General features: G+C 44.0%; 13 protein-coding genes and 1 pseudogene. 8 read left to right on the top strand and 6 right to left on the bottom strand.

All coding sequences use genetic code 11. The features are described 5' to 3' along the window. Positions 1-6 precede the first annotated feature (6 nt). A complete protein-coding gene (locus C5749_RS12685; RefSeq protein WP_105726541.1) occupies positions 7-1,290 on the top strand; it encodes a right-handed parallel beta-helix repeat-containing protein in 1,284 nt (427 codons plus the stop codon). Between the two features lie 73 nt (positions 1,291-1,363). Here C5749_RS12685 and rpsO read toward each other — a convergent pair whose 3' ends face one another. Next, positions 1,364-1,645: a 30S ribosomal protein S15 gene (gene rpsO, locus C5749_RS12680; RefSeq protein WP_105714973.1), complete on the bottom strand. Its 282-nt coding sequence runs from the start codon at positions 1,643-1,645 to the stop codon at positions 1,364-1,366. Between the two features lie 73 nt (positions 1,646-1,718). Then, positions 1,719-2,933 (bottom strand): acyltransferase family protein, encoded by a 1,215-nt coding sequence (locus C5749_RS12675; RefSeq protein WP_105727039.1) that lies wholly within the window; start codon positions 2,931-2,933, stop codon positions 1,719-1,721. 222 nt (positions 2,934-3,155) lie between these two features. On the opposite strand from C5749_RS12675, the gene C5749_RS12670 reads away from it, so the two are divergent. From C5749_RS12670 to C5749_RS12650, 5 genes are read left to right on the top strand one after another with little or no spacing between them, the layout of a single operon-like run. Continuing rightward, positions 3,156-4,352, top strand: a complete 1,197-nt coding sequence (locus tag C5749_RS12670) for an ROK family transcriptional regulator (RefSeq protein ID WP_105726540.1) — start codon at positions 3,156-3,158, stop codon at positions 4,350-4,352. Beyond that, positions 4,349-7,660 (top strand): SusC/RagA family TonB-linked outer membrane protein, encoded by a 3,312-nt coding sequence (locus tag C5749_RS12665; protein WP_105726539.1) that lies wholly within the window; start codon positions 4,349-4,351, stop codon positions 7,658-7,660. Before C5749_RS12670 ends, C5749_RS12665 begins: the two co-directional genes overlap by 4 nt. An 8-nt stretch (positions 7,661-7,668) precedes the next feature. Next, on the top strand, positions 7,669-9,261 hold the full coding sequence (locus C5749_RS12660; RefSeq protein ID WP_245893767.1) for a SusD/RagB family nutrient-binding outer membrane lipoprotein: 1,593 nt from the start codon (positions 7,669-7,671) through the stop codon (positions 9,259-9,261). A gap of 60 nt (positions 9,262-9,321) precedes the next feature. Beyond that, a complete protein-coding gene (locus tag C5749_RS12655; RefSeq protein ID WP_105726537.1) occupies positions 9,322-11,871 on the top strand; it encodes a carboxylesterase family protein in 2,550 nt (849 codons plus the stop codon). Positions 11,872-11,906: 35 nt separating this feature from the next. Next, complete coding sequence (locus C5749_RS12650) at positions 11,907-13,346, top strand: alpha-L-fucosidase (RefSeq protein ID WP_105726536.1); 1,440 nt, start codon at positions 11,907-11,909, stop codon at positions 13,344-13,346. 304 nt (positions 13,347-13,650) lie between these two features. Here C5749_RS12650 and C5749_RS12645 read toward each other — a convergent pair whose 3' ends face one another. The 4 genes from C5749_RS12645 to C5749_RS12630 are packed head-to-tail and all read right to left on the bottom strand — an operon-like array spanning position 13,651 to position 20,508. Beyond that, positions 13,651-14,727 carry a family 10 glycosylhydrolase gene (locus tag C5749_RS12645; RefSeq protein ID WP_105726535.1) on the bottom strand — a complete coding sequence of 359 codons (1,077 nt, stop codon included), beginning with the start codon at positions 14,725-14,727 and terminating at the stop codon, positions 13,651-13,653. After that, the gene (locus C5749_RS12640) at positions 14,720-15,820 is read right to left on the bottom strand and encodes a carbohydrate-binding family 9-like protein (protein ID WP_105726534.1); all 1,101 of its coding nucleotides are present in this window, start codon (positions 15,818-15,820) and stop codon (positions 14,720-14,722) included. Before C5749_RS12640 ends, C5749_RS12645 begins: the two co-directional genes overlap by 8 nt. A 4-nt stretch (positions 15,821-15,824) precedes the next feature. Next, positions 15,825-18,197: a glycoside hydrolase family 3 N-terminal domain-containing protein gene (locus C5749_RS12635; RefSeq protein WP_105726533.1), complete on the bottom strand. Its 2,373-nt coding sequence runs from the start codon at positions 18,195-18,197 to the stop codon at positions 15,825-15,827. 22 nt (positions 18,198-18,219) lie between these two features. Continuing rightward, positions 18,220-20,508, bottom strand: coding sequence for a GH92 family glycosyl hydrolase (locus tag C5749_RS12630; RefSeq protein ID WP_105727038.1), 2,289 nt, complete (start codon positions 20,506-20,508; stop codon positions 18,220-18,222). Positions 20,509-20,747: 239 nt separating this feature from the next. On the opposite strand from C5749_RS12630, the pseudogene C5749_RS19970 reads away from it, so the two are divergent. Further along, a pseudogene (locus tag C5749_RS19970) lies at positions 20,748-21,785 on the top strand (alpha-L-fucosidase); the annotation flags it as partial. A gap of 714 nt (positions 21,786-22,499) precedes the next feature. Beyond that, positions 22,500-23,219 (top strand): BlaB/IND/MUS family subclass B1 metallo-beta-lactamase, encoded by a 720-nt coding sequence (gene bla / locus C5749_RS19965; RefSeq protein ID WP_425443445.1) that lies wholly within the window; start codon positions 22,500-22,502, stop codon positions 23,217-23,219. Positions 23,220-23,292 lie beyond the last annotated feature (73 nt).

The following is a 23,292-nucleotide window of genomic DNA, read 5'->3' as shown; positions in this document are numbered from 1 at the left end:
CAAAACATGAAAATTACTACCTTAGCATTACTGACCGCTACTATCAGTCTGGGAGCAACGACAACCTTTACGTCCTGCTCAAAGTCAAATCCTGAAGCCGAAATTACAGACGACAATATACTGCCACCTACAGAGGCTTCCGTTTCGGGAAATGTCTCTGGAGTCTGGGAAAAAGGCAGCACCATATACGTCACAGGGCACCTGGTTATCCCTCGAGGCGAAAGCCTAACCATCGAAGAAGGAGTTACTGTAATCATGGACTCAAATGTAGCTCCAGAGGTGCTTATTGAAGGCAACCTCTACTCCATGGGAACCGTAGAAAACCCAGTTTTAGTGAGTGTGCAAGAATCAGAACGTACAGAAGCCAACGCGCTTGGAGGACTGTGGGGAGGCTTTCTGGCTGCTCCAAGCAGTGAGGAGATCTTATTGGAACACACCATTATGGAATACGGCGGCGGCGAAACCACAGAGGCATCCCCGTCCGTTCTAGGTCAATATTACAAAGCGTCTGCCGGATCAAATGTCCCTGCTTTATGGACATCAAATGTCGATGCGAAAGTCGTCATCGTGAACAGTACCTTCCGTCATTTCAAAGACGACGCATTCTACCTAGAAGGTGGAAAGACCATCATTGCCAACAATAAGTTTTATACAAACGGTGAATCTGGCGGAGAAGCAGTTAATACTAAATCAGGGGTCATAGCAGATATTGCGTTCAACCTCATGTACAGTCCGAATACTAATGCACTCAAGCTATCCAACTCGGGAGATCGGACTCCTCAAGGCTACATAAAAGCGTATAATAACACCATACTAAACGCAGGTTGGAGGCGGCCAACATCTAAAGGAGGATCCATTTGGGTAGAAAAAGAAGTCCGCGCAGAAATCTATAACAATCTGTTGGTAAACAACCGTTATGGAATAAAATACGATAGCCCTACAGGACCAGATGAAAGAAATATATATACAAACAATTTCTACTATGGGCACACACCACAAGCTGTGGAACAATTCCAGAAAGACGAAGCTAACGTGATTATCGGTACGGACGAAATTCGCGGGACAGCGGCCGGTGAAAACGATCCTCTTTTTGTTAATTATCCATTAGATATGGATCAAAATAATGCCACTTTCGACCCACAATGGGATTTTCATTTAAAATCAGAATCACCCGCTTATGGTATAGGAAGAACAGACATCCCTCGTAACTTCCCTAACGGTATCACCATTAATGGCAACACCTATACTGCTCCGGAAGCCGCGACTTATATAGGAGCTTTCGGCGCGTAAGCAGGTAAAAGACCCTCTCAATAAAAAAGCCACTTATTTTTACAAGCGGCTTTTTATTTAATCTCCTAAAAGCTTATTTTTTGATGATATCACGTAAGCTCAATGCTTTGATAATAGCACGGTAGCGCTCGATATCTTTTTTGTGCAGATAAGCTAATAATGAACGACGTTTACCTACTAATAACTGTAGGGAACGTTGTGTGTTAAAATCTTTTCTGTTTTTTTTCAAATGCTCCGTTAAGTGAGCAATTCTTTTAGTGAATAAAGCGACTTGTCCTTCTGTAGAACCAGTGTTTGTTGCTGAGCCCGCAAATTCTGCGAAGATGTCAGCTTTGTACTCTTTACTTAAATACATTTCTTGAATAATATTAAAGCGTTAAAAAAATTATTAATTGAGCGCAAAGATAGAAACAAAAAGTAAAAAAACCTCAAACTTTAATATAAATCTTCTTCTTATCCAGTATATAGCAGATTCCCCACATGATCCCTAAAAAACAAAGGGAATACACAAATGAGCCCAATTCTGGCGGTCCGGGAATTTTCGCACACACATATTTATAAAACCAGGACAAAGCCGTTAGATACTGTGGTACGCCTTCGGAAGAAACACCATCAGAAATCCGAAATAACCCCAAAAAACGTGGCAACAAGCCACTAAGCACAAAAATAAACAGCGGGTTCTTTCCAAATACATCAAAAAATCTTGTTAAGGCATTCCTTACATCCTGCACTTCAATAAACCAAATCATCACGCCCAATGAGAGGATACCCAGCCCTGTTGTATAAAGCACATAAGAGCTTGTCCATATTTTCTTATTAATAGGAAAGCCTAAAGACCAACTCCAGCCTAATACCAAAAGGATAAATCCTATCACCATAAATCCTGCCAACAACTTGAAATGAGCCTCTGTTGTCTTGGGTACTTTTGCCCACAGCCAATTGACTTGCCCTTGTTTTCGAATAAACGTTCCTGCCAGATAACCAAAAACTACTTGCACGATAGCCGGCATGGTGCTCATTAAGCCTTCTGGATCAAAAGGTACTCCCTCCCCCTTGTACATATGGGCAACACCCAATACTTGCTTATCAATAGCCGTCCCAAACCAACCTTCCAGCGAGTACGGATCCCCCTCCCCTAGAAATGCACACAGCCCCCAATAGCCTAGTAGTATTAAAGCGGATAGGTAAACTAAACTCCTCGGTTTAAAGAAATAAACCAAAATAGACGCAAAGAAATAACACACAGCGATACGTTGTAAAACCCCGAAGATACGGACACCGCGCTCCCCATTACCTGAATCTACCCATTCCCGGAACTGCAGACCATCCCCTACCCATTGCACAAACGGCCACCAGTTTAAAAATAGGCCAATGGCAAAAATCAATAAAGTCCTTTTTATCACTTTCTTCCAAAATACAGCCTGTCCCGCTTCTTGCAATCTGGGAATCACAAACGCCATCGCATTTCCGACAGCAAATAAAAAGAATGGAAACACCAAGTCTGTAGGCGTACAACCATGCCAAGCCGCGTGCTTTAAAGGCGCAAACATGTGGGCCCAAGCTCCTGGGTTATTGACCAAAATCATGAGTGCCACGGTTGCTCCTCTGAACACATCAAGGGAATAATAGCGTTGTTTCGTCATCAACATTTAGATTTTATGAGAGCTAATCTATGAAATAAGTCAAATACCCTCTTATCTGACCACAACTTTGTTACAATACAGCAGATGTTTCTGTAAAAAATAAGCTTAAAACGCATACTTAAAAAAATATTTAAAAAGTATTTGGATGTTAATATTAAATACCTATATATTTACGATTAATAAATAATTAAGTTAAAAAGCCGACATAATAGTTATGAGACCATGAATAGCCTAAAACTTGCGATTTTACGGGCATTATACTTTTCTCCAAATCAGTCCATTGCAGAATTGAGCGATTGGATCGGAAAGAGTATTCCACTTATTACAAAAGCAATCAATGAACTTATTGAAGATGAGTTGATAGTAAGTTGCGGACTTCGAGCCTCCACCGGCGGACGACGTGCGATGCATTTTATTTTGAACGCCGATAAACAGGGATGTATTGTTGTTATAGCGATGGATCAGTATGCTACGAACATCACCGCTGTTAACCTCGCCAATCGGCAACTTCTGCCCATTACGAAAATAACGACGCATTTATGGGATGATCCGGATACGTATACCAAAATAGTTGATTCCTTAACAACCGTCATTTCTGAATTCCCAAAAGGTAAAGTCTTAAGCATTGGCATTACCATGCCGGGTTTCGTGGATTCAAAAAAAGGTATTAACAGTTCTTTTTCACCAAAGTCTCCACTGTACAACCTCCGGGAAAATATTCAGTCACACTTTGGAACCCCTACTTATCTGGAAAACGATTCGGCCAGCATTGCGATAGCCGAAAAGAATTTTGGCTTAATAAAAGAAGCTGACAATGCCCTGGTTGTGAATTTAAACTGGGGCGTCGGGCTGGGTATGATCGTCGATGGCAAGCTCTTTAAGGGACACAGCGGGTTCGCTGGTGAATTCAGTCATATACCTCTAGCTGATGAAGACAAGCTTTGTTCGTGCGGTAAAAAGGGTTGTCTGGAGGTAGCAGCATCTTTATTATGTGCCATTGAGTACATCATAGAGGCCATAGAAGACGGACAGCGTTCTTCACTTGAAAAAAAATATAACGAGCACCGTAACCTTACCTTAGAAGATGTTCTTGAAGCCTACATAAAGGGGGATCAGGTAACCATTATTGCTATCAGAAGAATAGCATACATGTTGGGGAAAGGGATAGCAACGCTTATTCACATTCTAAACCCAGAAACCATCGTGATCAGTGGAAAAGGTGCCATGTTTGGCGATGTATTATTACCACAAATCCAGTCTTCCATACAAGAATACTGCATACCGCGCTTAGCAAAATGCACGACCATACAGATATCGGAAATTAACAACGTCCAATTGCTTTCATCGGCCTGCATAGCAGTGCAGCGCATGCGGTGGGACAACACACAACATAAACAATTAACTAAAGCAAAACTATGAGCAAACTTTACAGACAATGTTGCAGTTTAGCGCTGATTATGCTGCTTAGCGTAACAACGTTATTTGCACAGCAGACCGTTACGGGGAGAGTGACGGATGCAAACGGGGCACTCGCCGGCGTTACGGTAGCTGTCATTGGTACGACAGTAGCCGCGCAGACCGACGCGGATGGACGTTATTCTATCCAAGCCAACAACGGACAAACCTTGAGATTTTCCACTATTGGCTACATTTCACGTGAATTCACCGTATCCAGCACAAATTTGAACGTGACGTTACAGGAAGACGCAGGCGCGCTGGACGAGGTCGTCGTGACGGCGATGGGGATTAAACGCGCGCCTAAGGAATTAGGATACGCCATGAGTACTGTTGGTGGCGAAGAATTAACAAAAACCGGTTCTCCGAATTTTGCGGGAGCATTGTACGGAAAGGCACCGGGGGTACGGATTTCGGCAGCGCCGGGAGGAGCAACATCAGGGATTAATATTAATATTCGTGGTATTAACTCAATTGCCAATAGTTCACAACCTCTCGTTATTATTGATGGTGTTCCAATGCGACAATCCTCATTTAATAATTCGGATTATTGGGGAGACCAACGTGCACGGGGAAATGGCCTGGAGGATTTAAACCCCGAAGATATCGAATCTATCAGTATCCTGAAAGGAGCATCTGCAGCAGCGCTTTATGGTTCGGAAGCCATGAATGGTGTCGTTTTGGTTACTACTAAATCAGGCAAAGGCGGGCAGGGTTTCTCACTTGATTTTAATGCGACCTATACCCTTGACCGAGTAGGATATTTACCTAGATTCCAAGATGTAAGGGGTCCAGGCTATGATCTGTCATATGCTAATGTCGGCCAAAGCGAAGATATGTTTTTCTATTATCCGGATGGCGTACGAGGCACAGCAAATACATCGTTAAACTTCGGGCCAAAATTTGATGGACAGCCGATAAGATCATGGGATGGCGAAATAAGACCATACCAGGCTCAAAACGCTTACAGCAATCTGTTTAACAACCCAAACAACACAATTTTTAACGTTGCTTTGGGGCATACCACAGAAAAATCGAATGTGAGGTTCTCTGTAACACGTCAGGATAATCAAATGACGGCATTGGATTCTTATAACAAGAGGAATATTGCAAACCTAAATAGCTCGTTTAAACTCTGGGAAAATTTCACGACAGATGTGGTAGTTAATTATATTAATCAGCACACGCACAATCGTCCAACCTTGACAGACAGGTTGATCAATAATTTTGCGGGTATGATTTCCACCTTCGATAATCCTGATTGGTATGCAAACAAGTTCCAGACAAGTATGGGATACAAATATGTAATACAAGGACCTAATGCACAAAGCTTTACACCTGAAGAAAACATCCGCTACAATGGATATCGGGTAGATGTATTGGATTACTATTGGAATAGTTTAGCGAGATCTGCCGACGAATACTCTAACCGTGTCATTGGATCATTTACCAACACATGGCAAATAACTAATGATTTTTCCATAAGAGGAAGATTCTCGGCAGATATGACCAATATGCGAACCGAGGAAAGAGAGCCCAATGAAATACCTTTGACATTTGGAAATAGCGGAGCCTTTCGCTTAGGTCAAATGTCTGGAAATGTATATTATACAGATTTATTGGCTACTTATAAAAAAGACATCAATGAAGATTACTCTTTAGGTATAATGGCCGGCTATACAGGGACAAGAACACAAGAAAACTTTGTTCAGAGACAAACCGAAGGAGGATTACATATCCGTGATTGGTACGACTTGAAAGCATCGGTTAATTTGGTTGGGGCCAATAATCGCTGGAATTACCGCAGGAATGTATTGCGTGATGCTGTTTTCGGCACAATGAACTTCAACATGAAAGATTACTGGTTTGTAGAAGGAACGCTAAGACGAGAACGCATTTCGACCATGCACCCAGATAACAACGTGCTGTACTATCCATCGGTCAACTCCAGCTTAATCCTTTCTGAAGCCTTCGATTTACCCACTATTTTTGATTACGCGAAACTGAGAGGTTCTTGGGGTATCGTGGGTAACTATCCTACAGTATACCAGAGTCCCATAAGTTATCAAGTGGGAAATGTCGGTAATCAGGGAACCGGTACAGCGGTATTACACACGTTAGTTCCTACTGAAAGTTTCGGAAATGAAGGTATTAAGCCGGAAACGAAAAAAGAAATAGAGTTTGGTCTTGAGACAAGATTTTTAAATGGAAAGTTGGGTCTTGATGTGACCTATTATAATGGCTTGATCAAGGATCAGATCTTATATTACACGCTGCCCAATTCTAATGGAGCAAGCTCTGTACTGGCAAATGCAGGCTCATTGCGTAACAGAGGTTGGGAGTTTGCAATTACCAGTAATCCTATCAGCGGAGAGAATTTCCGTTGGAATACCGCATTGAATTTCTCCATGAATAAAAATATTGTTGAGGAGCTCCCTGGAGATTTGACACAGTTGTTACATAGGGACTACGACGGGGCTGCAGCTCAGTTGGTATCTAAAATCGGACAGCCTATTGGCGATATTATGGTAAGGCCTATAGCGACCGATGACAAGGGCAACTTATTGGTGAATGACTTGGGCTTGTACCAAGTAGATGCCGATAATTGGATCAAAGCAGGAAATTATATGCCCAAGGCTGTCGGCGGATTCGTAAATAACTTCCATTACAAGAATTTTTCTTTAGATGTATTGCTAGATTTTAGATGGGGCGGACAAGTAATGCCTACGGGTATAGCCTGGATGACAAGTCGTGGACTTACCCAGGAAAGCTTAAATTATATGGACGCCGCCAATGGAGGCATGAGCTATTATATTGACGGAAACGGAAAAGGAGTCGCTTATTCTGGAACGGCTGGTCCTGGGGGAGAAAAAATTCATTACGACGGCATGTTAATGGAAGGTGTCTTGGCCGATGGTTCTCAAAATACGAATGTTATATCACAAGTAAGATACTACGCTCAAACGTATAATTGGGGCGGTCCTCAGTATTCAAATTCCCGTTATGAACTATATGTCAAAAACAACAATTACATTAAGATGAGAGAATTATCCTTAGGTTATAGACTACCAAATGAAATCGCATCTAGATTAAATGCCAAGAATATTCAACTATCGGCTTTTGGCAGAAACCTGTTTTTCATATACCGTTCTATAAAAGATATTGATCCGGAACAGATGACAGGGGGATCATATTGGGTAAATCAGGTGACAAATGCGGGTACAGGACCTGCAACAAGAACTTTCGGTTTAATGTTGCGTGCTAGTTTTTAAATGAAAAGATGATGAAAAAGTTTTTTATTATAATAGGGTTAGTTTCCACCTCATTTGCGATCTTCTTTACTTCATGTAAAAAAGAAAGCTTCGAAGAATTCTATAGGGATCCATCGACAACAACAGAAACAACAATAGACAAACAATTCGCAGGTATAACTTATGATTTCAGGGAATTAATTTTCCCAAGCTATTGGAATTATTTTGTTATACTTAGAACAACAGCTAATCGCTATGTACAGGCCGTTGGCTGGCAGAACGAACCAAACCAGTTACTTCCTGGTGCTGCCGCAGTACAAGATCGGTGGGCCACTTATTATAAGGGGCTCGCACAATACAAGGAATTTGAGCGTGTTTTTGCCTCAGAGCCAGAAGAAGAACAGGAACAGTCACGTATATATTACTTGGCGGCCAAAATATTATTTTATGATCAAACCCAACAAATGGTTGATCTATATGGAAATATTCCATGGTCCAAAGCAGGCTCACTGAATGCTAACCCCGCTGATTATACAACATCGTATGCAGCATACGACAAAGGAGAAGATATATATACGATCATGTTGGATGATTTAAAAGTTATCAGTACAGAATTAAATGCCTTGACCGTTCCCCCTGTAGTAATGACTAAATTTAGAACACAAGACATCATAAACGGCGGTTCTTTGGATCTTTGGAAGAGGTATTGTAATTCCCTTCGTTTGAGAATGTTAACACGTATTTCCGATACCCCTTCGCTTTCTTCAAGAGCACAGTCAGAGCTAGCAGAAATAGTGGGTAACGCTTCAACTTACCCGCTTGTTATGACCAATGATCAAAACATCCAATTGGAAATATTTGACAATACGAATGAGTGGTATCATTCCAGAGGTTTCAGAGATGGAATAGAATCATGGAATGCTAATCTAGCCGGAAAAGCTATGATAGACTATATGATAGACAAAGTAGATCCTCGGTTGCCTTTTATGTTTGAAAAAGGTGCACTTTCTCCAAATGCGTATGTGGGATTGGACCCTACCTTAACTACAGGTGCACAACAACAATTAATCAATGGAAACAGTGATGGAGAATCCATTTTGTCTATTTATAATCGTTCCACTTATTCAAGAAATCAAAACTTTCCAGGAATAATCATTTCCGCTTCAGAAGTTAACTTTTTGCTTGCAGAATACCATACCAGAAATGGTGGAGATGCCCTAGCAAACGACCTTTTTGAAAAAGGTATTAGAGAATCTATCGCTATGCTTCAGCAAATTAGACAGGGTAGTAATAATGACGATGCCCCTGCCCCTACTTCTCCAACATCCACTGCCATCAATGCCTATATTGCAAACGTTGGCTGGTCAGGCAATAAAATCGAGTTGATTGCAAGACAGAAATGGCTGCATTTTAATATCATCCAACCATTGGAGTCATGGGCGGAAGTTAGACGCTTAAACTATCCGACATTTACGTTCAGAGTCGAACCTGCAGATTTACAAAAAGAAGTGCCTAATAGATGGATGTTACCATCATCTGAGATTACCTATAACACAGAACATTATAATGCAGTGAGAGATCAGGACAATGTAAACAATAAATTGTTCTGGGATGTAAACTAGAACGATTAAGTAAAAGAGCCTGTAAAATCAGGCTCTTTTACTATTGACATTTTATAAACTATGGCTAAGAAAAAACATATACTGTCTATTAGCTACCTATTTATCATTTGTAGCAGCCTCTTTCCCCTCTTAACATATGCACAGAGCACTTACCCTTTCAAAGAAGCGCTCTACCTGCCTCTCCCCCATACTTATGGACGGGAGGCCATTTATACGGACGAGTTTCTTTGGAATTACTATAACAATATTGTTAGCAAGCCAAAAGCAGGACAAAATATACAAGGCGAACTAGATTCCGAACAATCAACCTGGATACCGTTAATAGCAGATACATCCGGTTTTTTCCGTCCCTCACCAGGCGCTGGGGGTAATCTTCGTAATCCCAACAACCCTGCTGGGCCGGGAAGAATCGAAAGGGTGTCAGCAACAAGGGCTAATCAGCCAACATCATTTCAGCGGCGAGGATACGGAACCGGGTATCTATACATCACATACAATTCTTCAAAAATCCAAGATGCCGTATTAAATATAAAGGGAAATAGCGCTGTGCTTGTCGATGGTGAGCTCCATGCAGGCGATCCCTACCGTATGGGTTGGATGAACATACCGATCCGCTTAAAAAAGGGAATCAATGCGTTTTATATTCGAGGTACGCTGGTAAGTGCACAGCTACAGTTCCCTACTCGCCCTGTATACATCCAGACAGAAGACGCTACGCTACCCGATATTGTGCTAGGGAAAAATCAAAGGAATCTGATAGCCGGTATCGTCGTCGTTAACGCATCAGCGGAAACACTTAAAAATTTACAGGTAAACAGCATGATTCATGGCGTTCAGGCTACTGCAGAAGTCCCTTCAATTCCCCCTCGTAGTACTCGAAAGATTGCGGTCCCCCTTAACACATCACCTATAAGCGAAATGGGTAATATTACTGCTCGTATCACCTTATCTCAAAAGAACAAAACATTGGATGAGCAGGAAGTCAGCTTACGTGCCCTGAAAGCCGATCAACCCTATCGTGTCACATTTATTAGTGAAATCGACGGCAGCGTGCAATATTATGCCGTAAACCCCGCCATAGGAGGTGAAAAAGCAAACGATGCGCTTTTCTTCTCCGTCCATGGTGCCGGTGTCGAAGCGATTGGACAGGCGCAGGCTTATAAAGCAAAAGATTGGGGAACACTGGTCGCACCAACCAACCGTAGACCACGCGGATTCAATTGGGAAGATTGGGGACGCCTTGATGCCTTGGAAGTGCTTACGCTTGCCAAGCAAACGCTACAGCCCGACTCTCAACGTATATATCTCACCGGCCACTCTATGGGCGGACACGGCACCTGGTTTCTCGGGGCAACCTACCCGGACAAATGGGCTGCAATCGCCCCCTGCGCCGGCTACCCAACGCTGAAAGGCTATGGATCTGCCGACGGTATCGTCCCTGAACAGGGGCGAAACGAAATGGAGAATACCTTGCTGCGTGCCAGCAATCAAAGTGATGTGATTGCCTACGCTACCAATTATAAGCCCTTGGGGGTTTATGTGCTTCACGGCGACGCGGATCGCACTGTGCCAGTACATTACGCAAGGCAAATGCGGGAGGTGCTTGGGCAATTCCACCCCAACTTCAGTTATTACGAATATCCAGGTGGATCGCACTGGTACGGCGACGAAAGTGTAGACTGGAAACCCCTATTTGATTATTTTAAGTGGCATAAACGCCAAGTGGACACAGCCGTTCATACGATCGATTTCAAAACGGCCAATCCAAACATCTCCGCCACGTATTATTGGGCATCTATATGGCAACAGCAGACGCCATTGGATTACGCGCATCTTGTCCTTCATCGCGACGTCGAGAAAAGCCAAATAACGGGAAAAACAGACAATATTGAGCTGTTACAATTAGATTTAAGCATTTTCCAAAAAGGGCAGACTGTCCAGATTTTGCTAGATAGTCTAAATAAGCTCAGCTACACCTGTCAAGATAATAGCACATCGATTTTTCTACAAAAAAAAGCTAACACCTGGCAACTTCTAGAGAAGCCGTCAAAAAGCGATAAAGGGCCTCATCGGAACGGAATCTTTAAGGAAGCCTTCAATCACCGTATGGTTTACGTATACGGCACCAATGGAAACAAAGAAGAAAATAAATGGGCCCTAGCCAAAGCTCGCTACGATGCTGAATCATGGTATTACCGGGGTAACGGATCTATCGAGATCATTCCAGATCACGAGTTTCAGGCAGAAAACTACCTCCATCACAATATTATTCTAGTTGGCAATGCCAAAACAAATAAGGCTTGGTATGCATTACTAAACGATTGCCCAATAGTTGTCGATGCGACGGGTGTTACAGTCGGCACGGAATACTACAAAGGAAATGATCTCGGCGGATATTTTACCTGGAAAAAAGCGGAAAGTGATACACATACCGTCGGCGTAATAACCGGCACAGGCATCAAGGGTATGCAGACCGCCACGGCCAACCAATATTTTGCTGGAGCCAGTGGTTTCCCAGATTACATGTTCTTCCGTTTTGATATGCTAAAAAGCGGATCTGACGGTCTTGTAAATGTGGGATTCTACAACAATCAATGGGAAGTTAAATAATTTATATCTTGAAACGTCCTAAATGAATATACAAAATGACATATACACGAAAAAGAAATCTGCTTTTATTATTCATTAGTTTATGCTTCTTGTCGACCTATGCCCAAGAACACAACGTGTCCGCAGGCTACCAGAAGCCTACTGACCCCACTGTTCTTGAGAACTTGGAAACTTGGCAAGATCTGAAATTTGGCCTCTTCATGCATTGGGGTACGTATAGCCAATGGGGGATTGTTGAAAGTTGGAGCCTATGCCCTGAAGACGAGGGCTGGACCCAGCGTAAACCCGAACACGGGGAAACCTATTTTGAATATGTGAAGAATTATGAGAACCTACAAAAAACATTCAATCCAGTTGATTTCAACCCACAAAAATGGGCTGATGCTGCAAAAGCAGCCGGAATGAAATACGTGGTTTTCACGACAAAACACCACGATGGTTTTGCCATGTTTGACACGAAAGAGTCTGATTACAAAATCACGTCGCCTAACACACCTTTCTCCACAAACCCAAAAGCGGATGTAACGAAAGCAATTTTCTCTACATTTCGAAATGAAGGATTTAAGATCGGAGCGTATTTTTCTAAGCCCGACTGGCACACGGATTATTACTGGTGGTCCTATTTCCCACCAAAAGACCGTAATGTCAACTACGATCCCTTGAAATATCCTGACCGTTGGGAAAAATACAAAACCTTTACCTATAACCAGATAAACGAACTGACATCCAACTATGGAAAAGTAGACATCCTCTGGTTGGATGGCGGTTGGGTAAGGCCCTTCAAAACGATCGATCAAAACGTCGAATGGCAACGCACCATCAAAGTCGAACAGGATATCGATATGGACAGAATCGGAAATATGGCGCGTACAAACCAACCGGGGATCATCGTCGTCGACCGCACGGTGCCTGGCGAATGGGAAAACTATGTCACTCCAGAGCAGGCGATACCCGAACACCCCCTCGATATCCCGTGGGAAAGCTGCATCACCATGGGAAATTCATTTTCCTATGTCCCGAACGATCAGTACAAACCCACACAGAAAATCGTAGAAACATTGGCCAAGATTATATCACGTGGCGGGAACTATCTGCTAAATATCGCTCCCGGCCCTAATGGGGATTTTGATCAAGCCGCATACGACCGCTTAGGAGAGTTGTCTTCTTGGGTGGCAATTAACGAATCCGCTATTTATGCGACTCGTGCCATTGCTCCTTACCATGAAGGAGATTACTATTACACGCGCAGTAAAGATTATAAAACAATAAATGTATTTCATCTGTCTGAGGGTAAAGACTATCAGCAACCGGAAATATTCCAGTTCAGCATATCTGACAATTTCAACGTCAAAGATGTAAAAGTCTTAGGCTATAAGGGGAAGGTGAAATGGTCGAAAAACAACGATAAGTTGGTTGTTGAAGCTCCGAAAATGGATGTGAGATATGCGAGCGTCATTCAGTTGACATTGAAATAAAAGGCTTTTCTTAAACAACTTTTTTTAGAAAAAAGTTGCGCAAAAAATCGTCGCTTCGTATGTTTTACATTTTGGGCAGTACCAAGGATGAGTGTGTACAGTTGTAAAACATCCGGAGGCGACCTTGAAGGCTAAGGAAGGGATACTACAATTGCATGAACCCTCCCTTAGTTTTAATTGTCGCATGCAAATATTCGAAGTATGCAGAAGGCTATCCTTAGCACTATCCTATTTCAAATATCTGAAGCGAAGAGCTTTATGGACAAACGTTTATTTTGGTGTTCATAAGCACACTTCGTTCGGATTACCTCAAAGACTGCAACAGTTCAATCGTTGCTAGATCGAAATCCGACTCGCCAAACAAAGACACACCGGCAGCGCCGTTATCTTTCGCTAGCATAATCCCCTGTCGCAACTCCTCCAAATTTTTAAAATCTGGCAAATACAAACCGGCGTATAGCGGAAATTTACCGTGTATCCCCGCTACACCTTCGGCGACAGCAGTACCGATCCAATGTACAGGTTCTTTGTAGAAGCCATGATAAATCATCGGAAAGACGCCCGATAGATTCCAGTTCGTCCAGTCCTGCCGCACGATCCTTCTAGCCAAATCCGGCGTCGGGAATACCGCTGCCGTAACAGGCTTTTTATATTCTTTCGCTACTTCACAAATGCGGTTGACCACTTTATTGATTTGTCTATAACGAAAAGATCGCCAAGACGGACTTTGCTCGGGCCGTTCTACCTTATTGATATCGATTCCCGTTTCCTTCAGGAATGCCTCCTTACTATACTTACTATAACAAAAGTCATAAGCGGGCAGTTCGGTAGATTGATCCAAATCATAATCCGGCCATAAGTTAACAGGTAAAACCACATCGGGGTAGCGGATATAGTCCAGGTGCAAGCCATCTACATCTTCCTTTTCCATTTGCACCCTTGCCTTTTCCTCCAAGTATTTTGGAACATCCGGATGCGAGGGACATAAGAAACGGTAATACCCAACATAGGGCGGTTGGTCTGCACACGATTGCCCTAAGCGGTTAACAGCATAATATTCCGGATGTTGTTCCAACAGTTCCTTTTCCCCTCGGTTCATCGTCCACATCCAACGATGGGTTTCCAATCCATATTCTTTCGCCAGCTGGAAGTGTCGTTTACTGTAATCTTCAAAAAATAGTCCCCGGATTCCGGCTTCCTTATAGCTTTGATATCGCTTTTTTAGCTGTTCTGTCGTATCACTGTTCTGCGGCCTTACCCAAAGCCAAAAGTCAAATAATAGTGGGTTACTATTGTCAGCGCTCCACAAATCAGCAGGCTTTAATTGTAATGCAGCCATTCCTAAACCCGCTGTCTTAATAAAATTTCTTCTGCTATTCATAGTTAATGGTGTAATGTCCGAAATTATCCAATGTCACCGTAAGACCAAGCTTTAAGTCCTTTACTTCTACAACATATGCTGCTTCACGACGATTAGAAAAGATTTCATAAATCAAATCTGTCCGATCCATATCCAGCAAACGTTGACGCCCATTTAGCTCCCCGATATCAGCAGCAAAATGTTTATGCTCTTGTTTGTACAACTGCTGCAGGTAAAAAATATTCCACGCGGCTTTTTCTGCGGCATAAGATCGAGGTAACGCAACTTCCGTATCAGCAGAATCGATAAACTTCAGATATCCCCACCGTTCCGGATAATGCATATTGATCACCCCGATTGGCGACCAAACCCAATTATCTTCTGGTAAACGTCTACCATTTTTTTCCTTTCTGGAATATTTACCGTTACGGATCTCGTGTTGCCATTGCACGCGCGAAAAATTAATCCTCCAATAATCACCGAGCTTCGGAATAGCTTTTCTACTGAAAGTAGTTAGGGAATTAAAAGGAATTGCCATTTCAATAGACCAATATTGATCCGTATCATCTGGATCATTTAACGTTCCTTCCACATGTACGGCTGACTTCAGATTCTTGACGTCCCAATGTATAAGTGCATCACCTCCAAACCGATAAGGTTTGGGCATCGCCAGATCCAAAATCGTGTTCAGGGGGTTAACCTCTATCTCGTAGTAAAAAGACGGTTGCTCAAACGGTTTTATAAAGATTTCAAAATCGTTGTCATGGTAGATAATCGTATCACGTTTGGTCAAATATCCCCAAACATGGGGTTCTTCCATTCTTGCATAAATAAATAGATGCTCGTCATCCCACAACATTTTGACTTTTGTCGTATATAGGGGAGCCGCCTTTACGTCACCTTCGATATCGACAAACGCTTCGGTCCACGGAGCAAGATCCCAAGCCTTTTCATCATCCTTGCCATCTATTGCAATGGGCATATTGGTCTTCATCACCCCGTAGCGTCGCGGCGAAGCTTGCATATCTTCAACTTGAGCTAGATTTATCTGGGCATATAGCCCCGATATCGATAATAAAATGGAAATACTACTGAGTAACCCTCGTAACTGCATGACCTTAAAATATATAATCCTTTTCCAATTCGAACATACCTGTCAACGGCGTATTATCCGAGGCCGGCCCAACAAGCACCTTAAACCTTCCCTTCTCCGTTTTCCATTTCCGGCCAGCTCCCCACAACTTCAAATCCTCCTTCGTCAGTTCAAAAATAAATGACTGGGTATCTCCCTTTTTTATAGACTGACGAGAAAATCTTTTCAGTTGCTTAACCGGCGTAACCACACTGCTTACCTCATCCATCACATAGATTTGCGCCACTTCCTCCCCGTCTCTATCTCCAACATTTTTCACGTCAAATCGGATAGAACACCTAAAGTCATCGTCCCCTTCTATGACCGCTACCTGTAAATTACCGTAAGCAAACTCGGTGTAGCTTAAACCGTAGCCGAAAGCATATAGTGGTTTTGCATCAATCTCGACATAATCATGGTGCTTTGGTTTCAGGTGATTGTAATATACGGGTAGCTGCCCAACAGAACGTGCAACCGAAATCGGCAACCTGCCTGCCGGATTATAATCGCCGAACAGCACATTTGCAATAGCTATTCCCCCCTCCTGTCCCGGATACCAGGCATTTACAATCGCCGGAACATGTTCTGCTGCCCAATTGAGGATCAATGGCCTTCCCATAATAGTGACCAACACGACCGGTTTACCCGTAGCCACGATGGCCTGCAGCAAAGGTAGCTGGTCTCCCAATAAATCCAGTGTCGCACGGTCAAACCCTTCCCCACTTTCCATATCGCTGATAGACGGTGCGGCACTGTCGACATTAGCGGCTCCCGTGGCCTGATAGGAGGTCTTAAAATCCCGCGCACTGGAACCACCCAATACGACAATCGCCACATCAGCCAATTCGGCAGCCTTTACAGCAGACGCAACATCCGTCGCACTCGTATCACGGATCGCACACCCTTTCACATAATCCACATACGTATTCGTCGATACCGCAGCACGCACACCTTCCAATACTGTTTTTATTTTTTCTTCCGGCTGCGGCGCCGTGTAGTCGCCTAACTGGTTATATATATTATGGGCATTGGGACCGATTACGGCAATCCGACTCAAGGTCTTGCTCAGTGGTAAAAGATTGGATTCATTCTTTAACAGGACAATAGCCTCCCGGGCAACCTGTCTCGCCATAGCCGTATGTTCCGAAGTTGCGACCTTTTGTACTACTAGATGCTCGTCGACATAAGGTCGTTCGAAGAGACCGAGGGCGAACTTTTGATATAAGAGGCGTGCAACGGCACGGTCCACGTATTGCATATCTACTTGTCCCGATTTTACAGCTTTCAATAAATTATCTCCAAAACCCGAACCACTTAAATCCACATCCAACCCGGCTTCGATGCTTTGTTTTGCCGCGTCAACCGCATCTTCCGCGGTGGCGTGGCTACCGGTCAGGCCAGAGATACTCAACAGATCCGATACCACGAATCCTTTAAAGCCCCATTGCTGCCGCAGAATTTCGTCTAACAACCAAGGATTGGATGAACAAGGGACTCCATCAACGGAATTATAAGCGGTCATTATAGATCCCGCACCGGCTTTTACCGCCTGTTCAAATGGCGGCAAAAAGCTTTGAAGCAAAGCCCTTTCACCAACACTTACACTCCCCCCATTATGGCCACCTTCGGGAACGCCATATGCGACAAAATGCTTCAGCGTAGCTATTATTTTCTCCTCAGCGCCTGCAACATCACCTTGAAATCCTTTTACCATAGCTTTCCCCATCTGCCCAACGAGATAAGGATCCTCTCCATAAGATTCTTCCGTGCGTGACCAACGTGGATCCCGCGCCAAATCCAATACCGGACCATAGCCATTTTTACCACCTACCGCGTAAGTCTCGGTAGCAATCACTCTTGCCATCTGCGCTATGAGATCAGGGTTCCACGTGCTCGCCTGCCCGATCGCCGTTGGAAACACCGTCGCGCCAATGGCCATGTGACCGTGCGGCGCCTCCTCCGATAAAAGCAACGGAATTCCCAAGCGCGTACTATCCACCATATAACGCTGTATCGCATTCGTCGCTCTTGCGGCCTCCTCTGGACTTAAGCCATTTTCCAGCGTTTTTTGTGTCCACGGATCAGCGCGCAAAGTAGCCCATAGGAGTCCGATGTGCTGTTTTTTAACAGCATCTTTTAGTTTATCGCTAACCCGTATGCCTGCCGCATCTTTCACATACATCTCCCATCCTAACAGTTTGGAAAGCTGTCCTACTTTCTCCTCCACGGTCATGCGTCCTATTAGGTCCTGGACCCGGTCTTCGATAGGCAATTGACTATTCTTATAGGGTAAAACCTGTGCGTGAAGAGCCGTTCCTAAACAAATTAATCCACTTAACAGTATATATTTTAACTTCATCCGTGTATTTTTAAAATGATGCCTAACGTACAGTCTCCGGCCTGCTTCCTTCCGCGACACCATATGTATCCGAAGGCGTATTATCCATATCAAACTCAAGCTTCCCTCCTTTTATAAGGTCCTTGTACGAAATGTAGGATTTCGTATACGGTTCCCCATTAAGCCGGACCTGCTGAATATATTTATTTTCTTTGCTATTGTTATGCGCTACAAGTTCCAAAGTTTTTCCTTCACCCAAGGCAACCGTTGCTTTATCGAACAACGGACTTCCAAAAATAAAAGGACCACCGGCAGGTGAAACCTGATAAAATCCCAGTGCCGATAGCACATACCAAGCCGACATCTGCCCTACGTCTTCATTGCCGGAAAGACCATCTACCTGATCGGTATACATGGTTGCTAAGGTCTGCCGAACGCGTTCAGCAGCCTTCCATGGCTGACCTGCATAAGGATACATATAAATGACATGGTGGCTTGGTTCGTTTCCATGAGCATATTGACCGATCAATCCGCTAATGTCCGGAGAAGCGTCTTCACCCATATCCCCCTCCACCACAAACAAGGAATCCAGCTTCGCGATAAATTTGTCTTCTCCGCCGAAAAGATTTATAAAACCATGGATGTTATGTGGCACTAACCAGGTATATTGCCAAGCGTTTCCCTCGGTGTAATCATTGGCAAGATGTGCCGAATGAAAGGGATCAAACGTGCCCGGCCTAAAATTCCCTTCGGAATCTACACCACGCAAGAATTGCAAATCCTGATCAAAGTAATATTTAAAAGCGTCACTACGTTTGATAAAGTAATCGTAATCGTCCTGCTCTCCCCGTAATTTAGCCACCTGTGCCAAGCTCCAATCGGCAATAGCAAACTCCAGTCCTTTCGCAACTGATTCTGCCTCTTCTTTATCGTAAGGCACATACCCATATTGCTTATGCCAGTTAAGACCTCGATCATCCTTCATGGCTGAAACCTTCATTGCCTCGTATGCGAGATCCTTGTCAAACCCTCCTATCCCTTTCAGGTAAGCGTCTGCTACGACAATAATGCCGGGATTACCGACCATACAATCCGTCTCATTTCCTACCAAGTGCCAAACGGGAAGCTTACCCTGCTCCTGATAGATACGAAGCATGGAATTCACCATGTCTGGTAGACGATCCCGGTGGATAATGCTCATTAGTGGATGCGCTGCCCGATAGGTATCCCAAAGGGAGAAAGTCGTATAATTTTCGCCCGTCACTAGCTTATGCGGTTTAAAATCACTTCCCATATATTCGCCATTCACATCGCTGAATGCCGAAGGTGCGATCATCGTATGGTAAAGCGCTGTATAAAAGATTTTACGTGCAACGGTATCTTTCGTTTCAATCTTTATTTTCTGCAACTGTTCATTCCAAGCGGCATCGGCTGCGTCTTTCGTTGCGCCGAAATCCCAATTAGGAAGTTCTTCTTGCAAATTCAGTTTAGCGTTCTCAACGCTCACCGGTGACAGGGCTACCTTCACCAAAACGTCCTGGAATCCATCGGTCTTTCCAAAAACAAGTTCCGCGTATGCGCGGGAAGCCGTAATGCTATTTCCTTCCTGAATAGCTGTACTATCAGCCAATCGAACACCAACAATCGGTTGCGAAAAGATTGCAGTAAAATAAATCTTTTGGTTTTTTGCCCAGCCCTTTGAATATCGATAACCGGAAACGAGGGTATCATTCTCTATCGTAATTTGTCCTTCTTTCTCGCCTTCCCAACCTATACCCGCATCGAGATTCATCAACACTTTTGGTGTTTCATCCTTTTTATAGCTGTATTTATGGAAGCCTACACGCGAGGTGGCCGTCAGTTCTACGTCAACATCGAACCGATCCAGATGCACCGCATAATAACCCGGTCTGACGCGTTCGGTGTCTCGATTAAATAGTGAATAAGCTCCGGTCTGTTCATCACCATGCTCTCCGCGGTCAAACCGGATGTCCCCCGTAAACGGTAATAACACAATATCACCCAAATCACCAATCCCCGTGCCACTCAAATGTTGATGCGCAAATCCAATAATCGTGGAATCGGAAATATGGTACCCCGAGACCCAGTCCCAACCGGTGGAAAGGTTAGACGGTCCCAGCTGAACCGCTCCATAAGGAACATTCGCTCCCAAAAAGACGTGCCCATGTCCGCCGGTGCCGATATACGGATCGACGTACGCTGTTAGTGAATCCGATTTTTGATATTCCGAACCTGTACTACATGATCCTAAAACCTGGAGTATCCCTCCGAGAAAAGCTAGTTTTGTTACAATATTGTTGAAATTCATCATTTTTAATTTTACCACAGCCCGAGGCATTCCCCAAACTGCAGCATACATCACTGTTTGGTTCCCTAAAATAAGGTTTTAGCAGACAACAAAAGCAACTATACTCACTTTTTTACAAGTTAAGGGAGAGTCCATGCAATGGTATCGTCCCATCGTTAAATGCTAAGGCAAAAAAGAAAATATGGAGAACCCTTTCATTTTATGTATTGGAAAGCTATTTTAGAGGTATTAAATCGCTAAACATGTTTCAACAAAGGAAGCTTAAAAGCTATCTCACTATCATTATATTGTTTTATTTAAGTATTTCCGCTACAGAAGCGCAGTCTTCGCGTACCGAATGGTTCGAAGATGCGCGTTACGGCATGTTTATCCATTGGGGGCTGTATAGCGCTGCCGAGGGGATGTGGAAAGGAGAACCGCTGCGGTATGCCAACAATTACGCGGAATGGATCCGATACCGCAACCGTATTTCCAAAGAAGAATACGGCGAACTGGCTCAACGGTTTGTTTGGGACAAGATTGACCCTGAAAACTGGGTCTTGCTGGCAAAGGAATCGGGGATGAAATATATCATCATCACCGCAAAACATCACGATGGTGTCGCTTTATGGGACACGAAAGTAGGTCATTATTCCCTACCCAAATTATCTGGTGCAAATAGGGATGTCATCAAAGAAATTGCCGACGCTTGCCGTAAACACGATATGAAGCTTGGCTTTTATTATTCGCATTGGCTCGATTGGGAGCATCCCTACGCCTGGGATCATAATCAAGAATTAACCGGGCGTGTCAGGGACGAACAATTTAATCAGTATTGGCAGGAAAAAGCGATCCCACAAATGCGAGAACTGCTGACCAATTACGGCGATATCGCCATCATGTGGTTCGATATGTGGATTCCCTATGAAAAGACCATATTTAAACGGGAACAACTGGAACAAGCCGTCGCCCTTATCCGCAAATTGCAACCCAACTGTCTGATCAACTCCCGTCTGGGGTTGCCAACAGATGCCAACTATGTAGATTTTGAGACATTAGGGGACAACCAGTTCGGCACAAGCTACATCGACCACCCCTGGGAAACACCGGGCACGATAGCCCATTCATGGGGCTACAACGGACAAGAAACAAACTGGAAATCAACAGGACAACTTTTTGAATCCCTCATCAGCAACGTTGCACTTAATGGAGGCTTTACCTTGAATATAGGACCAAGAGCCGATGGTTCCGTGCCCCATGAGAGCATTAGCCGGCTTAACGATATCGGTAAATGGCTGCGCAATTACGGTGAAGCGCTTTTCAACAACACGGGACTGGATCTACAAGTCAATCAACACGATTGGGGCAAAATCACAAAAAGTAGAAAAAGTAATACGGTCTATCTCCATATATTCAACTGGCCTTTAGACGGGAAACTTCGCGTGTCAGGAATAAGCAGCAAGCCTCAAAAAGCAGTATTGTTATCCGTCGATGGAAGCCAACCATTATCGTTCGAACAACATGGTCCCCTGACACATATACAGCTCCCGCAGCAGCAGAGTGACCCCTTTGTATCGGTCGTGCGCCTGACGTACGATTCCATAGAAACGGTTCCATCCATTGTTGCGGAGTCCACTTTTGGCGGATTTGCTCTGAAAGGGTCGAACGCGGCAAATAGAGAGCGCCTTAAGCTTGTGGAAGAAGATGATACCCGTCCGGCCTATGTGCAGACAGCGGGCAAGAAAATAACCTGGGAGCTGTATCTTCCAGAAGCTGGCCATTACCATATTGATCTATCTGCGCACAATCCAACAAAAGAGCGTATTCTTGTCTCCATACGATTTGCTGACAAGACCATCGAAGGAACGATAGTCCCTTCGGGGAAAGTGGTAGCCGAGCCAAACGAAGACAATTACACGGATGAGTTTGTGGATAGCCACATCGGCGAGATTACCGTCGAGCAAGCAGGCCAATACAATGTCGAATTTCAAGCAAAAGGAAATCAGGAATTGTGGCTGAACCGGATCTGGATAGAGAAAAGGAAGGATGCCGAGCAAGCCAGCGTGTCTACGCAAGATAAACCACTGGTCATTGAGCAGATCAACCCTAAACTCTATCTCTTCACCACTTATCACGAATATGAGGGCACCAAGGTTTCAGCCAATGCACTATACCTCCTTACCAAAGAAGGTGCACTCCTTTTTGATACCCCTTGGGATCCCACACAGTACCAGCCACTTTTGGATAGTATACAAGAAAAACACGATATGCCCGTCATCGGTGTGTATGCCACCCACTGGCATGAAGACCGTGCCGGAGGTTTCGGCTATTACAACAACATAGGCATCCCAACATATGCCACAGCGCGTACCAATGAATTATTGCGTGCAAATGGTAAGCCGCTGGCCATCCGTAAGATCGAAGAAGGAAAGACATATTCCGTAGGCGGCGAATCTTTTGTGTTCGATTTCTTCGGCCCGGGACACTCCATGGATAATGTAGTCGTCTGGTTTCCCGAATACAAGATCTTGGATGGTGGCTGTTTTATCAAGAGTTCGGATGCCAAAAACCTCGGTAATACCAGCGACGGCGATGTCAAAGAATGGAAACCCTCGATGGCAAGATTACTCGCCCACTATCCCGAGATTAATTTGGTGATTCCTGGTCACGACGATTGGAAAGCTTCTGAACAGCATATTGAGAATACTTTTAAGCTTTTGGAAGGGAAACGCTAAAATATTACTTTTGACGCAAAGCGCCATACTAATGAGCCACAAGTAATGTCTTTTAGGCCATAGCTAATATCTT

It is taken from the genome of Sphingobacterium gobiense (assembly GCF_002980575.1).
Taxonomy (GTDB): domain Bacteria; phylum Bacteroidota; class Bacteroidia; order Sphingobacteriales; family Sphingobacteriaceae; genus Sphingobacterium; species Sphingobacterium gobiense.
The sequence above is the reverse complement of the archived record's forward strand: the minus strand, read 5'-3'. Positions and strand labels throughout refer to the sequence as shown.

What these genes read in the sequence shown, in the direction of transcription:
- C5749_RS12655 (WP_105726537.1), top strand. Translation starts at nt 9,322, where the DNA reads ATGGCTAAGAAAAAACATATACTGTCTATTAGCTACCTATTTATCATT.
- C5749_RS12645 (WP_105726535.1), bottom strand. Translation starts at nt 14,727, where the DNA reads ATGAATAGCAGAAGAAATTTTATTAAGACAGCGGGTTTAGGAATGGCT.
- C5749_RS12630 (WP_105727038.1), bottom strand. Translation starts at nt 20,508, where the DNA reads ATGATGAATTTCAACAATATTGTAACAAAACTAGCTTTTCTCGGAGGG.
- C5749_RS12660 (WP_245893767.1), top strand. Translation starts at nt 7,669, where the DNA reads ATGATGAAAAAGTTTTTTATTATAATAGGGTTAGTTTCCACCTCATTT.
- C5749_RS12685 (WP_105726541.1), top strand. Translation starts at nt 7, where the DNA reads ATGAAAATTACTACCTTAGCATTACTGACCGCTACTATCAGTCTGGGA.
- C5749_RS12640 (WP_105726534.1), bottom strand. Translation starts at nt 15,820, where the DNA reads ATGCAGTTACGAGGGTTACTCAGTAGTATTTCCATTTTATTATCGATA.
- C5749_RS12650 (WP_105726536.1), top strand. Translation starts at nt 11,907, where the DNA reads ATGACATATACACGAAAAAGAAATCTGCTTTTATTATTCATTAGTTTA.
- C5749_RS12635 (WP_105726533.1), bottom strand. Translation starts at nt 18,197, where the DNA reads ATGAAGTTAAAATATATACTGTTAAGTGGATTAATTTGTTTAGGAACG.
- C5749_RS12665 (WP_105726539.1), top strand. Translation starts at nt 4,349, where the DNA reads ATGAGCAAACTTTACAGACAATGTTGCAGTTTAGCGCTGATTATGCTG.
- C5749_RS12675 (WP_105727039.1), bottom strand. Translation starts at nt 2,933, where the DNA reads ATGACGAAACAACGCTATTATTCCCTTGATGTGTTCAGAGGAGCAACC.
- rpsO (WP_105714973.1), bottom strand. Translation starts at nt 1,645, where the DNA reads ATGTATTTAAGTAAAGAGTACAAAGCTGACATCTTCGCAGAATTTGCG.
- C5749_RS12670 (WP_105726540.1), top strand. Translation starts at nt 3,156, where the DNA reads ATGAATAGCCTAAAACTTGCGATTTTACGGGCATTATACTTTTCTCCA.